Here is a 14,256-nt window from a genome sequence, read left to right on the forward strand (position 1 = left end):
GTCGAGCATGTGCTCGACGCGCCGCCCCTGTTCCTTCCGCCCCCTCGTGCGTGCGCCGTCCCGGGTCAGAGGCCGTACGCATGCCCGTCGCGCGGGCCCGGCGGGAGAGCGGCGAGTGGCCGCTGCCGTGCGGCCTCCACGCCCCAGTTGCTGCTCCAGCTTCCGCTGTGCCAGGCGGTGGTGTCCCAGTTGCCCGTGCCTGTCCCGTGCACCGTCCCGAAGCCCTCGAACCGCAGCTCCTCCTCGCCCGTGCGGTCTCCCGGGAGCGCCCGGAAGAGTCTGCGGTACTCCGCGTAGAGCGAGTCGTAGATCGGCGTGCCGGAGCCTGTTCCGGGAAGCGTGTCGTGCGCCCCGCGCATGCCGGGGATCTGGCTCTGGTTGAGGTGCGGATTGTGGGCTCGGGGAGGTTCGTAAGGTTGCACGTCTGAGCCAACGACCGCGTTGCCGCGCGGATGCGGGCGCCGCCGCTGAATGACCTGATCGCACGGGTGGCGGTGCGGTGGCGCGGACGCCGCGCCGGTGCCGCTCATGTACCCGCGAGGGGCATCGTCGCGGCGACGAGCACGCCGTGCCGCGCGGCCTTCTCCAGCGCCTCGCGCAGCAGGTCCTCACGGGGCTGCTGGCCGATGGACCCGGCGGGGGCGCCGTAGACGATGACGCTGCTGTTCTTGTTGGCGGCGGTGCGCCAGCCCTCGGTGACCGCGAGCGGCTGGTGCGCCTGCCACCAGGAGGTGGGCTGGGCGCTGCCCTGGGTGGGCGGCTGGAGGATGGCGTGCAGCCGGCCGACGGCGAGCAGCACGGACCAGCCGCCCAGCGTCCCCGGCACGTATGCCACGTCGGTGACCGGGGTGAAGCCCTGCTCGATGAGGAGGGGGAGGAAGTCGTCGCCGGGCCCGTCGGAGCCGGGGCGGGCGATGGGGCCCGTCGGCTCGACGACGAGCGCGGCGTGCAGCGTCTCACCGAGGAGCACCTGGCCGCAGGTGACGCCCAGCACGGCCTGGCGCGGCGCGGGCCGTGGCCCCTCGGCGGGGGCGGGGGCCACCGGCGCGGGGGACGGCGCGGGCACGGTCCGGGCCGCGCCGCCGTCGTCGCCGGTGATGGTCCGTACGGCGCCCTGGACCTGCTCCTCGGAGACCGTGACGACCTGCGAGGGGATGCAGGTGGCGTGCGCGAAGGCGAGTACGGCCGTTTCTTCGCCGACGAAGAGGACGGTGCTGGTGCGCTCCTGGCCGGTGTTCCCGGGGGTGCGGCACGAGGTGCAGTCGTAGCTGCCCGGGGCGTTCTCTCCGGCGAGAAGGCGGTTGGCCTCTTCGTCGCCGATCTCGGCGCGTACGTCGTCGCTGACATCGAGCATGGGGGACACGGGGGGCTCCTGGTGTTCGGTTCCTGTCCGTAAGGACAACGGGCGATCTGTGGTAGCGGTCACGCGCGAGCGGGAGCGGAATCCGCGCGTCCCCTGCGGAGGGTGAAAAAGCGGGGGAATCGCTCACGCTCCGTTAATCCCTGCCGGGGGCACGGAAGTTGGGACGGTGAACTGAGTCACAGATCGCGACCGACGTTGGTCCTGAAATGATGACAAGAGGGTTTTTAGTGGGTGTCCGGAAATCGCCGCTATAGCCGGTAACCATCGACTGGCCTGGAGTGACGGGGAAGCGGTTGATGTCCGGGCAGGCACCTCCCTAGATTCCCGGCGGTGCAGAGAGCACCGCCCGGGACGGCGGGCGGGCGCCGACGCCGGACGCGTACGGCACCCGCGCGCAGCGGGGGAGACGGGGGTCTCCCGGGTTCGTGGAGAGGGATTCCTCTTGTCCATACGTCTGTCCATGCGTCGGACAACGGCAGTGCTCACAGGGGCCGGGCTCGTCGCCCCGCTCGCGCTGCTCGCCGCCACCGCCACGACGGCCGCCGCGGCGCCGAACGACGGAGTGTGGGACCGCCTCGCGCAGTGCGAGAGCGGTGGGAACTGGAGCACCAACACCGGCAACGGCTACTACGGCGGACTCCAGTTCTCCGCCAGTACGTGGCGTGCCTACGGCGGCGGGGCCTACGCGCCGACCGCCGACAAGGCCGGCAAGGCGCAGCAGATCGCCGTCGCCACCAAGGTCCAGGCCGCACAGGGATGGGGCGCCTGGCCCACCTGCTCGGCGAAGGCCGGGGCGATCGGCAGCGCGCCCGCAGCGCCCCGGACCGGCGGCGGTGGGAGCGACGGACAGGGCGAAGGCCGGAGCGGCGGACAGGGTGGCGCGGAGCGCGCCGACCGGGCCGACCGCGCCGGCGGTGCCTCGGGCCGCGGCGACTACACCGTGCGCGCGGGTGACACCCTGGGCTCCATCGCCGCCGCCCACGGCACGGACTGGCGCGCCGTCCACCGCGCCAACGAGGGCGTCATCGGCGCCGATCCCGACCTCATCGTGCCCGGCCAGCGGCTGACGCTCTGAGCGGTGCGCGGTGAGGTGCGCGCGGTGCGGCGTACGTGATGACGCGCATGTGGTGACGCGCATGTGGTGAGGCGTGGAAGGTGAGGCGTACGCGCCTCCGGGAACCGTGCCAGGGCCCCGCCCGGTCCGCCGACCGGGTGGGGTCCGCGTGTCAGGTGGGCCCGGTTGGGGTGTTCCCGGACACGGGCATGCCTAGCGTGTGCCGATGGCACTGAAGTGTGATCGTATGTCCCGAATCCGCGTGCTCGGCCGCGCCGTGTCCCGTCCGGCCGACCGGCACGAGAGCACTCCTGAGTCCCTGGCCCGGTCCAGAGCCAGGGCCTGGTCGGGCTCCTCCACGTTGCGTACGGGCGCCGTCGCCGTCACGGCTCTGGCGGCGGCGCTGATGCCGGGAGGAGCCGCGTTCGCGAGTGCGCCGTCGGGTGCGCCCGCCACCTCCGTGTTCGACGGATCGAGCGCCGACAGATCGGACTGGCACCGCCTCGCGCAGTGCGAGAGCGGCGGGCGCTGGAGCACCAACACGGGCAACAACTACTACGGCGGGCTCCAGTTCGGGCAGCCCACCTGGAAGGAGTTCGGCGGTCTCAAGTACGCGCCGCGCGCCGACCTGGCCACCCCCGACCAGCAGATCGCCGTCGCCAAGAAGGTGCTGAAGACCCAGGGCTGGAAGGCGTGGCCCGTGTGCTCCAAGCGGCACGGGCTCAGCGGCGGCGGCTCAGCGCGGCCCGCCGCCGAGCCGCGCGCCCAGCGCTCCACGCAGCGTGCGACGACGCAGCCCGGTGACCGCGTCCACATCGTGCGCGAGGGCGAGAACCTGTCCGTCCTCGCCGAGCGCTACCGGCTCAAGGGCGGCTGGCAGTCGCTCTACCGCGCCAACTCCAGGGCCGTCGGCCCGCGCCCCGAGATGCTGGCCACGGGCACCAAGCTGGTCATCCCGGGCAGCCGCTGACCCCCTCGCCCCCTCTGCCTCTACGACCTCTTCAGCGGGGAGCCCCCGGTTCGACGGGCTCCCCGCTGAAGGCGACCGTGCCACGCCGCAGTTCGTGCACGACGCAGGTGACGTCCGCGAGCGGCGCGCTCAGCGCCGTCTCCGCCACCACGACGGTGCGGCCCTCGCGAGTCGCGGCGGCCAGGAGCGCGTACGTACGGGCCGCGTGGCCCGTGGACATGCCTGAGGCGGGCTCGTCGAGGAGCAGGACGCGCGCGGGCGAGAGCAGCGCGCGGGCGACGGCGAGCATCCGCTGCTCGCCGCCGGAGAGGGTGGCCGCGCGGCGAGGGAGCAGCGCGGAGAGCGCGGGGCAGGGGCCGGGGAGAGCGGGCGCGTTCCGTTGCCGTACGGACAGCGCGAGGTTCTCGGCCACGGTGAGCCCGCCGAAGACCGCGCCCCGGTCCGGCACCAGGAACATGCCGCGACGGGCCCGTACCTGTGCGGGTGTCCCCGTCACGTCGGCGCCCCGCCACACCACCCGGCCCGCCGAGAGCGGTGCCGTCCCCGCGAGGGCGCGCAGTACCGTCGTACGTCCCGAACCGTTGCGCCCCAGCAGCGCGGTGATCCGCGCCGAGGGGAAGACCAGGTTCACACCGTGCAGGGCCTCCAGCGGGCCGTAGCGGACACGGGCGCGGCGCAGGGCGAGTTCGACGGTCATCCGGGTGGCTCCAGGGTGTGGACGGTGTCCGCGAGTTCGGCGACGAGTGCGCGGTCGTGCTCGATGACGAGCAGCGCCATGCCGTCGGCTGCGAGCGCCCTGAGCAGGCGCACAAGGTCCGCCGTCTCCGCCGTGTCCAGCCCGGCGGTGGGCTCGTCGAGAAGCAGCGTGTGCGGGTTCGTGGCCAGCGCGCGGGCGAGTTCGACGCGCCGCAGCACGGCGGTGGGCAGCCCGGCTGCCGGGGTGTCGCGCAGTGGCCCGAGCCGCAGCAGGCGCAGGGCGCGGTCGGTCGCGTCCCGCGCGGCGGGGGCGGAGACGCCCGTGTACTCGGCGCCGACGCGCACGTTCCCGGCGACGGTCAGGGAGGGGAAGACGGCGAGCTGCTGGAACGTACGGGCGACGCCCAGCCGCGTGCGCGCGTGCGGGGGCAGCGTCGTGATGTCCCGCGCGCCGAGCAGCACCGTCCCGGAACGCGGACGCAGCGTGCCCGCGAGGCAGTGGAACAGGGTGCTCTTGCCCGCCCCGTTCGGGCCGACGAGGGCGGTGACGCGGTACGGGGGGACGGTGAGGCCGGCGTCGCGGAGCGCGAGGTGACCCCCGTAGGCGGCGCTGAGCGAGCGGGCGCACAGGAGGAACGGGGCGGGTGTGGGTGGGCGGGTGCCCGTGTCCGTGCCCGGGGCGGTGGCTGGGTCCGGGTTCGGGTCTGTGCCTGTGCCGGTAGCGGTGGCGGTGACCGGGTTCGGGTCCGCGTCCGGGCCGGTGGCGGTAGGGGTGGTCGGGCCTGGGGTCGTGCCTGTGGCGGTGGGGGTGCCGGTGGCCGGGCCTGTGCCTGTGCTGGTGGTCTGGGTCGGGCCGGGGGTCGGGTCCATGCCTGTGCCGGTGGTCGGGGCTGGGTTCGGGTCCGCGCCTGTCCCGGTGTCGGTGGCCGCGCCCGCGCCAGCGGCTGGGTCCGTGCTCGTGCTCGTGCCTGCGCCGGTGGTGGTGACCGGGTTCGGGTCCGCGTCTGGGCTCGTGCCGGTGCTGATGGCTGGGGGCGCGCCTGGGGCCGTGCCGGTGGCGGTGGCCTGGGCTGGGGTTGGGGCCGTGCCCGCGCCGGTGCCGGTGCCTGCGGCCGGGTCCGCTTCCGCGTCCGGGCCGGTGCGTGGTGTTCGGGTGTTGTGGGACGGTGCCGCGCCGGGGCGGTTCCTCGCGTGGACGATCGGGCGGCGCGGTACGGGGCTTCCGTACGTCAGGCGTCGTGCCGCTTCCGTCAGGGCGGGGACCACCCCCGGGTGGCGGCCCGTCAGCACCGCGAGGACGCCGATCACGGCCGCGGCCCAGCCGCCCTGGGCCCCCGCGTCGAGGCCCACCAGGAGCGCGGCGGCGGCCAGTGCCCCGATCACGCTGTCGGAGCCGAGGACCACGATCGCCGCGAACCACAGCAGCCCTCGTACGGGGTCGAAGGCGCCCGCGTCGAAGGCCCGTACGCCCATCGTCAGCATCCCGCCCCCCAGCGCCGCCAGCGCGGCGCCCGTGACGAACGTGGTCAGCTTCAGCGCGGGGACGGCGACTCCGGCGGCCGAGGCGGCGCGTTCGTCGTCGCGCAGTGCGGCGAGCGCGCGGCCGTGGCGTCCCCGGCGCAGCAGGGTGACGGTGGCGGCGGCGAGGGCGAGGAGGGCGAGTTCGAGCGCGTAGTAGGCGCGGTCGCCGTGGAACCAGGCGGGCCTGTCGGGTGCGAGACCGGTCGTCGCGTAGGGCTGGTCGAGCACGAATCTGCTCACCGTCAGCGAGAACGCGAGCGTGGTCAGCGCGAGCGCGAGGCCCCGGCGGCGGATCGCGGGCCAGCCGGTGAGCAGGCCGAGCGGCGCGACGAGTGCGACGGCGGCGGCGAGCGCCAGCAGGTTCGGCAGCTGGGGGGACAGGTGTGCCGTGAACAGCGCGCCGAGTCCCGCGTAGGCGGCCTGGCCGAGCGAGATCTGTCCGCCGCGCCCGGTGACGACGACCAGGGACAGCAGGATCACCGCCAGCGCGGGCACCTGCACGGACGTGCGCAGATCGCTGCCAGCGAAGCCGAGCGGCAGGAGGAAGAGGATGGCGGCGACGAGCGGCAGCGGGCCCGCTCCCCCGCGCCTCGCGGCGAGGGGCGGGGGAGCGGGGCGTGACGCGGCTGATGCGGCTGACGCGCCGGGCGTGGGTGGCGCGGGCAGGGCGAGGGCCGCGCCGAGCAGCGCGACGGCGAAGAGGTTGGCGCCGAAGGACTGGAGGAGCGGCTGGGCCCAGTTCTCCGGGTGGAACCGGGTGAGCTGGCTCTGCGCGACGGCGACGGCGAGCGCGGCGCCGATCGCGACGGGCAGCCCCCGCATCCGCGCCACGACCGCCACGGCCATCACCTCCATGACGAGCAGCGGCAGCCCGTACGGGTCCAGGCGCAGCGCGGGCGCGAGGAGGACGCCGGTGAGGCCCGCGGTGAACGTGCCGAAGGCCCAGCCCGCGGCGGAGACGCGGTCGGCGTGGATGCCGGTGAGGCGGGCGAGCGCGCGGTCGTCGACGACCGCGCGCAGTTCGCGCCCGAAGCGCGTCCAGCGGGTCACGGCGGTCACGGCGAGGGCCAGCGCGAGGGTGGCGGCGAGCTGGATCCACGGGTCCTCGGGCAGGATGCGCGGCGCGTCGGAGCGTGCCCCCGTGCCCCACAGCAGCGTCGCGACGCCGACGAGGAGGACGAACACGCCGAGCGAGGCGACGAGCGCGGGCACGGTCTCCCCGGCGAGGGGGCGGAAGACGGCCAGGTCCAGCAGCAGTCCGAAGGCGGGCGCGAGGACGCACAGGGTGACGGCCGCCGCCAGCGGGAGCGGCCAGCCCCACTCGACGGTGAACTGCCGCAGCGCGTACGCGGCGACCATGGCGACGGCCCCGTGCGCGAGGTTGAGGACGCCGGTCGCGCGGTACGTGACGATCAGCCCGATGCCCGTCAGCGCGGCGGCGCTGCCGACGGCGAGTCCGGCGAGCGTGAGGTCGTAGGTGAGGCTCACGGCGTGCGCCCCGCACGGGGCGGGGCGGGGTCCCCCGGCTCGGGGCCGTGCGGTGTGGGCCCGTGCGGCGCGGGGTGGTCCGGTTCGCAGACGGGGCAGGGCTCGGCGGCCGGGGGCGCCCGCACCGCGTCGGGTCTGCCGTCCACGAGGGGGCAGTCGGGGCGGTGGGCGAGCCGTCCGCCGGGCACGGACAGGGGCGGCTCCGTCGAAGAGGCCACCGGTTCCAGGGGCTCGGGGGGTTCGGAGGGCTCCGGAACCTCCCGTTCCGTACCCGCACCCGTACTCGTACCCGCACTCGTGTCCGCACCCGTACCCCGGCCGGTCCCCCCGGAGAGCAGCACCGCGCCGGCGACGATCAGCGCGGCCCCCGGAACCGTGCACGAGGCGAGATAGGGGAGCTGGCGCTCGGCGAAGCGTTCGCCGGAGACGCCGTACCAGCCGAGCGCGCACAGGACGCCGCCCGCGGCCAGGGCGGCCCAGCCCGCCCAGACTCCCCAGCCCGCCGTCCCAGCGCCGTCTCCCGGGCGCGCGCTCCAGGTCCTCATCGGGCACCTTCGAGGAAATCCCGTCCTTGAGGGCGGGGAGGAATCGCATTCCTGCGGAGCGGGGCAACGAGTGGAGTTTCGCCGCCGGGGCGAAGGACCGTGCTCTGATCCGCGGGTTTGGTCTTAAGTAGTAGTCCCGCTAGTTTGTGAGCGTGACTACGGGCCAGGTGAAGCGGGCGTTCAAGTACCGCTTCTATCCAGCCGATGCGCAGGCGGCTGAGCTGTCGCGTACGTTCGGCTGTGTGCGCAAGGTCTACAACATGGCGCTTGCCGCCCGTACTGAGGCGTGGACGCGTCAGGAGCGGGTCAACTACCACGCCACCTCCGCCATGCTGACTGCGTGGAAGAAGACCGGGGAACTGGCCTACCTCAACGAGGTGTCCTCGGTGCCGTTGCAGCAGACGCTGCGGCACCTGCAAGCCGCCTTCACGAACTTCTTCGGCAAGCGGGCCAAGTATCCGCGCTTCAAGTCGCGGAAGAGGTCGCGGAAGTCCGCCGAGTACACCACCAGCGGTTTCCGCTTCCGCGACGGCCGTCTGACCCTGGCGAAGATGCGTGAGCCGCTGGATATCCGATGGTCCAGGCTCCTGCCCGAGGGCGTGAGCCCTTCGACGGTGACGGTCTCGCAGGACGCGGCCGGGCGCTGGTTCGTCTCCCTGCTGTGCGACGACCCCTCCATCAGGCCGCTCCCGGCCATGGATACGGCAGTCGGTATCGATGTCGGCCTGGATCACCTGCTGACCCTCTCCACCGGGGAGAAGATCGCCAACCCGAGGCATGAGCGCGCGGACCGCGCCCGGCTCGCTCTGGCGCAGCGCCGTCTCGCCAGGAAGGCCAAGGGTGACGGGGCCAACCGTCGCAAGGCCCGGCGCAAGGTCGCCAAGGTGCATGCCCGGATCGCCGACCGGCGCCGGGACCATCTGCACAAACTCACCTCGAAGCTCGTGCGTGAAAACCAAACGCTCGTGATCGAGGACCTGACCGTGCGCAACATGGTCAGGAACCACACGCTCGCCCGAGCTATCTCGGATGCGAGCTGGAGCGAATTCCGCTCCATGCTGGAGTACAAAGCCCATTGGTACGGGCGGGATGTGGTGGTCGTGGACCGCTTCTTCCCCTCGTCCAGGCTGTGCTCCACCTGCGGCACTTTGCAGGACACGATGCCGCTGCACGTCCGTACCTGGACATGCCAGGGCTGCGGCACGACCCATGACAGGGACGTGAACGCGGCGAAGAACCTTCTTGCCGCCGGACGGGCGGTCGAAGCCTGCGGAGCTGGTGTAAGACCTCAACGGAGTTCTCCGGGCGGGCAGTCGGCGATGAAACAGGAAGTCTCACGGCGCGAGCCGTAAGAATCTCTCCCGTTTACGGGGGAGAGCGTCAATCGGCTCCCCTTGTGCCTGTGCACGGCACGCGTTGAGGGGCACTATGCCGTGAGGAAGCCGAACGCAGAAGACCGACTACGTGCGGTGGTGAGGCAGATGTGCCGTGGGGGGCGTTGGGTGACGGTTGTGGCCGTTCTCGTCCTGGGGGCGGGCGCGACGGCGGGGTGTGGCGACGCGTCCGAGAACCGTGAGAACGAGCCGGGGCCGACGGAGGAGGTCGTGTCCCCGTCGGCCGAGGAGACGGGCACGTCCGCGCCCGAGGACGAGACGGGTGCGCCCGCCGACCCGGAGGCGGCCGAGAAGGAGGTCACGAGGAACTGGGAACGGTTCTTCGACCCCGCCGTCTCCCAGGACGAGAAGACGAAGGTGCTGGAGGACGGCGAGCGGCTGAGGCCGCTGCTCAAGGCGTTCAACGGCGACGAGCGCGGCGAGCAGGTGCGCGCGGACGTCTCGAAGGTGGACTTCACCTCGGCACGGGAGGCGGAGGTGGCGTACGCGCTGACGCTCAAGGGCGCCACCGCGCTGCCCGACGCGCGGGGCACGGCCGTCGAGCAGGACGGCGACTGGAAGGTCTCGGTGAAGACCCTGTGCGCGCTGGTCGCGATGAGCGGCACGGACGTCCCCGAGTCGTCGGGCTGCTGAACCCGTGGGCTTACCCGTGGCCGGATGCCGGGCCGTGTGCTGCGTGCTCGTCCTCGTCGCGCTGCTCGCCGCCGCGTGCGGCAGCAGGCTGCCCGAGAGCGACTTCGAGGCGCGCGGCGGCGCCCGCACGGACGGCACCGGTACGGACGGCGCGAGCGCCGCGCCGCTCAAGGTCGGCATCATCACCAGCGCCACCAGCCCGGTCGGCGGCGACGCGTTCGCCGGGCCGCGCGACGGCGCCAAGGCGTACTTCGACCGGCTGAACGCGCGCGGCGGCATCCACGGTCGCCGCGTCTCCGTGGTCACCTGCGACGACGGCGGCAGCGGCGCGGGCAACAGCGAGTGCGTGCGGCGGCTGCTGGGCAAGGAGAAGGTCCTCGCGCTGGTCGCGGGCGCCTCGCTGGACTACGCGGGAGCGCAGCAGGTCGCCGAGGCGGGCGTCCCGGACATCGGGGGACAGCCCATCGGGCCCGCCTACGACACCTACCCGCACCTGTACGGCATCTACGGCAGCCTCGCCCCGCGCCGTGGCGGCGAGCCCGGCTGGGACGGCCGGCTGTACGGCGGTACCGAGGTGTACCGCTACTTCAAGCGCGAGCACGGAGCGCGCAAGGCCGCCGTCGTCTCGTACAACCAGTCGGCGTCGGCGGCCTACGCGCGGCTGGTGACACGCGGGCTGAAGGCCGAGGGGTACGAGGTGGTGCCGCAGCAGGTGGACTTCGCGCTGCCGAACTTCCGGGCGGTCGCGGCGGAGCTGCGCGCCCAGGGCGTCGATCTCGTCTTCGACGCCATGGACACGCACGGCAACGCGCGGCTGTGCGAGGCGCTGGACGCGGCCGGGGTGCGGCTCACGGCGAAGGTCACCAACGTGCAGAACTGGTCGTCTTCGGCCGCGGACGATTACGCGGACGCGCCGCGCTGCCGGAACGCTCTGTGGGCGACGAGTAGCAGTCGCAACTACGCCGACGCCGACCATCCTGCCGTGCGCGGCTTCCGGCGGGCCATGGAACGCACGGGCCCGGGGCGCGAGGGACTGTCCCAGTGGCAACTGGAGGGGTGGGCAGCCGCCATGTGGTTCAGCGATGCCGCGGCTTCCTGCCGGGAGCCCACGCGCGCGTGCGTCGAGCGCTTCATGCAGCGCGACACCCCGTACACCGCAAGGGGCCTGCTGCTGCCCGTCCGCTACGAGCGGCGCGCCGAGCCGCCGCGCGAGCGGCGCACCTGCCTGTCCGTGGCACGCTGGCGCGACGGCCGGGGGTGGGTCACGCAGGGGCCCGGGATGGAGCGGACGTGCTTCACCGTGCCGCAGCTCGGATACCGCCCATGAGCCCGGCGAGCGGCGGGGAGGGGGCCGGGGAGGGCCGGGTCATTTACCTCCGCTTTCCTTGGCGGAACGGCAAACTCCCCCGAGTGGTTCCCGGATCGCGGTCACGATGTATGAACTCTTCTGGAACAAGGTGGTTATAGCACCCAACCCGCCGGGGAAAGTCGCCGTCTCACAGGGTGTCAGGCGGGACAAGGGGGACTTCCCGCAGGGAACCGTGGGACTCGGGTGAAATGCGCATCTCGTTTCTGATCAACAGCGGGTACGGCATCGGGGGAACGATCCGGACCACCTTCAATCTCGCACGCACGCTCGCGGAACAGCACGAAGTGGAGGTGGTCTCCGTGTTCCGCTACCGCGACCGGCCGGTCTTCGACCCGGGCCCCGGTGTGCGGCTGCGGCACCTCGTCGATCTGCGGGGCCACAGCCCCGACTACGCGGGGGACGACCCCGAACACCGGCTGCCCGCGCGGGTCTTCCCGCGCGCCGACGGCAGATACGCGCAGTACAGCGCCCTCACCGACCGGCTCATCGGGGAACATCTCGCGACGACGGACGCGGACGTCGTGATCGGGACGCGCCCCGGGCTCAACGCGCACATCGCCCGTCAGACGCGCAAGGGACCGCTGCGCGTGGGGCAGGAACACCTCACGCTCGCCACGCACTCGGCCCCGCTCAAGCTGATGCTGCGCGACACGTACCCCCGGCTCGACGCGGTCACCACCGTCACCGAGGCCGACGCGCGCGACTACCGGCGCCTGCTGCGGCTGCCCGGCGTCCGCGTCGAGGCGGTGCCCAACAGCGTCCCCGCGCCCGAGGTCAGGCCGGCCGACGGCACCGGGAAGTGGGTCGTCGCGGCCGGGCGGCTCGCCCCTGCCAAGCGCTACGACCTGCTGATACGGGCCTTCGCCAAGGTCGTCGCCGAGCGCCCGGACTGGCGACTGCGGATCTACGGCAGCGGCCGGGAGTACGCGAAGCTGCGCTCCCTCATCGACACGCTCGGCCTCTACAACCACGTCTTCCTGATGGGCGCGGCGCACCCCATCGAGGCGGAGTGGACCAAGGGCTCCATCGGCGCGGTCACCTCCAGCCTGGAGTCCTTCGGGATGACCATCGTCGAGGCCATGCGCTGCGGCCTGCCCGTCGTGGCCACCGACTGCCCGCACGGGCCCGGCGAGATCATCCGCCCCGGCGTCGACGGCAGCCTGGTGCCCATGGGCGACCCCGACGCCGTGGCCGCGGCACTGCTCGGGCTGATCAACGACGACGAGCTGCGGCAGCGCATGGGACAGGCCGCGCTGGCGGACGCGGCGCGCTTTGACCCGGCGCGGATCGGGGCGCGCTACGAGTCGCTGCTGACCGATCTGCTGGCGCGCGGCAGCAGGGGACTGCACCGGGCACGCGGGGCGCTCCTGGGCGGCGCCTACCGGGCCAAGGACGCGCTGCTGGGAACGGGATTCGACGCGCTGCCGCAGGGAGGCCGGGCATGAGCACACAGGTCACGACCACACCGGGAGCGACGACGGCGAGGGCGGACGCTTCGAGAGCGGGCGCATCGGGAGCGACGACGGCGGGAGCGGATGCACCGAGAGTGGGCGCGTCGAGCACAGGCGCACCGGGAGTTGCCGCATCGGGAGTGGGCACGTCGGGAGCGACGACAGCGGGAGCGGACGCGTCGAGAGTGGGCGCGTCGAGCACAGACGCGCCGGGAGCGGACGCATCGGGAGCGTCGACGGTGAGGGCGGACGCGGCGAGAGCGGGCATGCCCCCGGACACGTCGAGAACTGGCGTCACGAGAGCGGGCACCCGGCCGGGCACTCCGCCCGGCGGACAGCACGTCGGGGCAGCCGTCATGGGTGCCGCGTCCTCCGGGGCGCGCGGCCCCGGCGGGCCGGCCGCGTCCGGCACCGGTGCCGACCCCGACCCCGCCGCGCCCACGGCTCCCGTGCACGGCGGCGGCAGCCGCCGCCCCGGGCGGCCCGTCTCGCCGCGCCCGCGCGCCGACTGCACCGCCGACCGCGCCGGAGGGCTCACCTTCGACGTGCGCCTCGCCGACCAGCGTGCCGAGGAGGTCAGGGACGCGGCGCTGCTGCTGCGGCGGCGCGGCGGCGACGACGAGCACGGCGACACCGTACGGCTGCCCCTCACCCCCGTGGCGGCCGAAGGCCCGCTGCGCGCCGCGCTGCCCAGCACCATGTCGCTGCCCGAGGGCCGCTGGGACGCCTCGCTCCTCCTCGGCGACGCGGAGCCGAGACGGCTGCTGCCCGGCGTCCATGACCTGCGCTCCCTGGTGGACCGCACCCCGCGCTCGGGGCGCACCTGGCTGGGCGTGCGGATCCCGTACGCCACCAAGTACGGGAACCTCACCGTCCGCTCCTGGCTGCGCTGGCCGCACGCGGAGGCGGGGGAACTGCGCGTCGAGGACGACGGCATGGAGCTGAGCGGACGGCTCTACGGCGCGCGCCTGTCGCCCACGGCCCGGCTGGAGGCGCACCCGCGCCACGCGAAGGCAGCGGCGGACGGTGACGTCGTCGCCGTACCGCTCGCGTCAGCGCAGGAGCACGGGCAGGAGCACGGGCAGGGACACGAAGACGCGGATGGCGCCGCGTTCACGGCCGCGCTGCCCTACGCGCCGCTGACCCGGCACCCCGTCTGGGACCTGTGGCTGCGCCCCTCGGCCGAGGCGTGCGCGGTGCGGATCGCCCGCATCCTCGACGACGTCCCCGACAAGAAGCGGATCTTCACTTATCCGCCGAGAGATGTGACGGTGACGGAAGGGGCGGACGGAACGGACGGTGCGGGAGAGCCGCGCACGTACGCGCTGCGCCCGTACTACACGCTCGACAACGACCTCGCCGTGCGTGCCGTGGCTTCCGTCGCCGTTCCTGAAGAGGGTGAAGAAGCGGTGTAGGAAGGCCGATCGGGGCAACTCGGAGCCTGGAGGTGTTGTCATCCATGGTTCCGATTCTTCTCGTACTTCTGCTGGCCCTCATCCTCTTCGGAGCGGGCTTCGCGCTGAAGGCGCTGTGGTGGATCGCGATCGCGGTCCTGGTGATCTGGCTGCTCGGCTTCCTGCTGCGCTCCACCGCCGCGGGCGGACGGAGGGCACGCTGGTACAGGTGGTGACCTCACTCATGTGACCTCACCCAGGTGACCCCGTGAACGTGTGCCACCGGTCGCGGTCAGAAGCTGTCCGCGACCCGGGGGCGGTCTCTTATAAACAAAAACCAGCCCACCAGAACCACAAAAAACACGTAAGACCGCATCT

13 protein-coding genes are annotated in these 14,256 nt (G+C 73.3%); 8 read left to right on the forward strand and 5 right to left on the reverse strand.

What is annotated here, in order from left to right; translation table 11 throughout:
- Positions 1 to 65: 65 nt before the first annotated feature.
- Positions 66 to 359 carry a hypothetical protein gene (locus ACWGJ2_RS38920; RefSeq protein WP_453351130.1) on the reverse strand — a complete coding sequence of 98 codons (294 nt, stop codon included), beginning with the start codon at positions 357 to 359 and terminating at the stop codon, positions 66 to 68.
- 167 nt (positions 360 to 526) lie between these two features.
- Positions 527 to 1,354, reverse strand: a complete 828-nt coding sequence (locus ACWGJ2_RS38925; protein WP_453351142.1) for a hypothetical protein — start codon at positions 1,352 to 1,354, stop codon at positions 527 to 529.
- A 469-nt stretch (positions 1,355 to 1,823) separates the two neighbouring features.
- Here ACWGJ2_RS38925 and ACWGJ2_RS38930 point away from each other — a divergent pair, with 469 nt between their 5' ends.
- Both ACWGJ2_RS38930 and ACWGJ2_RS38935 read left to right on the forward strand, forming a co-directional pair.
- Entirely contained in the window at positions 1,824 to 2,438 is a 615-nt protein-coding gene (locus ACWGJ2_RS38930) for a LysM peptidoglycan-binding domain-containing protein (RefSeq protein WP_453351131.1), read from the forward strand.
- 226 nt (positions 2,439 to 2,664) lie between these two features.
- A complete protein-coding gene (locus ACWGJ2_RS38935) occupies positions 2,665 to 3,387 on the forward strand; it encodes a transglycosylase family protein (protein WP_453351132.1) in 723 nt (240 codons plus the stop codon).
- A gap of 31 nt (positions 3,388 to 3,418) precedes the next feature.
- Here ACWGJ2_RS38935 and ACWGJ2_RS38940 read toward each other — a convergent pair whose 3' ends face one another.
- The 3 genes from ACWGJ2_RS38940 to ACWGJ2_RS38950 are packed head-to-tail and all read right to left on the reverse strand — an operon-like array spanning position 3,419 to position 7,637.
- Positions 3,419 to 4,084, reverse strand: coding sequence for an ATP-binding cassette domain-containing protein (locus ACWGJ2_RS38940; RefSeq protein WP_453351133.1), 666 nt, complete (start codon positions 4,082 to 4,084; stop codon positions 3,419 to 3,421).
- On the reverse strand, positions 4,081 to 7,092 hold the full coding sequence (locus tag ACWGJ2_RS38945) for an ABC transporter permease subunit (protein WP_453351134.1): 3,012 nt from the start codon (positions 7,090 to 7,092) through the stop codon (positions 4,081 to 4,083). Before ACWGJ2_RS38945 ends, ACWGJ2_RS38940 begins: the two co-directional genes overlap by 4 nt.
- Positions 7,089 to 7,637 (reverse strand): hypothetical protein, encoded by a 549-nt coding sequence (locus ACWGJ2_RS38950; protein ID WP_453351135.1) that lies wholly within the window; start codon positions 7,635 to 7,637, stop codon positions 7,089 to 7,091. Before ACWGJ2_RS38950 ends, ACWGJ2_RS38945 begins: the two co-directional genes overlap by 4 nt.
- Before the next feature lie 146 nt (positions 7,638 to 7,783).
- On the opposite strand from ACWGJ2_RS38950, the gene ACWGJ2_RS38955 reads away from it, so the two are divergent.
- From ACWGJ2_RS38955 to ACWGJ2_RS38980, 6 genes are all read left to right on the forward strand, one after another.
- Positions 7,784 to 8,989, forward strand: a complete 1,206-nt coding sequence (locus tag ACWGJ2_RS38955; RefSeq protein WP_453351136.1) for an RNA-guided endonuclease InsQ/TnpB family protein — start codon at positions 7,784 to 7,786, stop codon at positions 8,987 to 8,989.
- A gap of 159 nt (positions 8,990 to 9,148) precedes the next feature.
- Positions 9,149 to 9,664 (forward strand): hypothetical protein, encoded by a 516-nt coding sequence (locus ACWGJ2_RS38960; RefSeq protein WP_453351137.1) that lies wholly within the window; start codon positions 9,149 to 9,151, stop codon positions 9,662 to 9,664.
- A gap of 16 nt (positions 9,665 to 9,680) precedes the next feature.
- Entirely contained in the window at positions 9,681 to 10,991 is a 1,311-nt protein-coding gene (locus ACWGJ2_RS38965) for an ABC transporter substrate-binding protein (RefSeq protein ID WP_453351138.1), read from the forward strand.
- Between the two features lie 230 nt (positions 10,992 to 11,221).
- Positions 11,222 to 12,478, forward strand: coding sequence for a glycosyltransferase family 4 protein (locus ACWGJ2_RS38970; protein WP_453351139.1), 1,257 nt, complete (start codon positions 11,222 to 11,224; stop codon positions 12,476 to 12,478).
- Between the two features lie 362 nt (positions 12,479 to 12,840).
- Positions 12,841 to 13,899, forward strand: a complete 1,059-nt coding sequence (locus tag ACWGJ2_RS38975) for a hypothetical protein (protein WP_453351140.1) — start codon at positions 12,841 to 12,843, stop codon at positions 13,897 to 13,899.
- A 44-nt stretch (positions 13,900 to 13,943) separates the two neighbouring features.
- Positions 13,944 to 14,114, forward strand: coding sequence for a hydrophobic protein (locus ACWGJ2_RS38980; protein WP_453351141.1), 171 nt, complete (start codon positions 13,944 to 13,946; stop codon positions 14,112 to 14,114).
- Positions 14,115 to 14,256 lie beyond the last annotated feature (142 nt).

The sequence above is a fragment of the Streptomyces sp. NPDC054796 genome, from assembly GCF_053611545.1.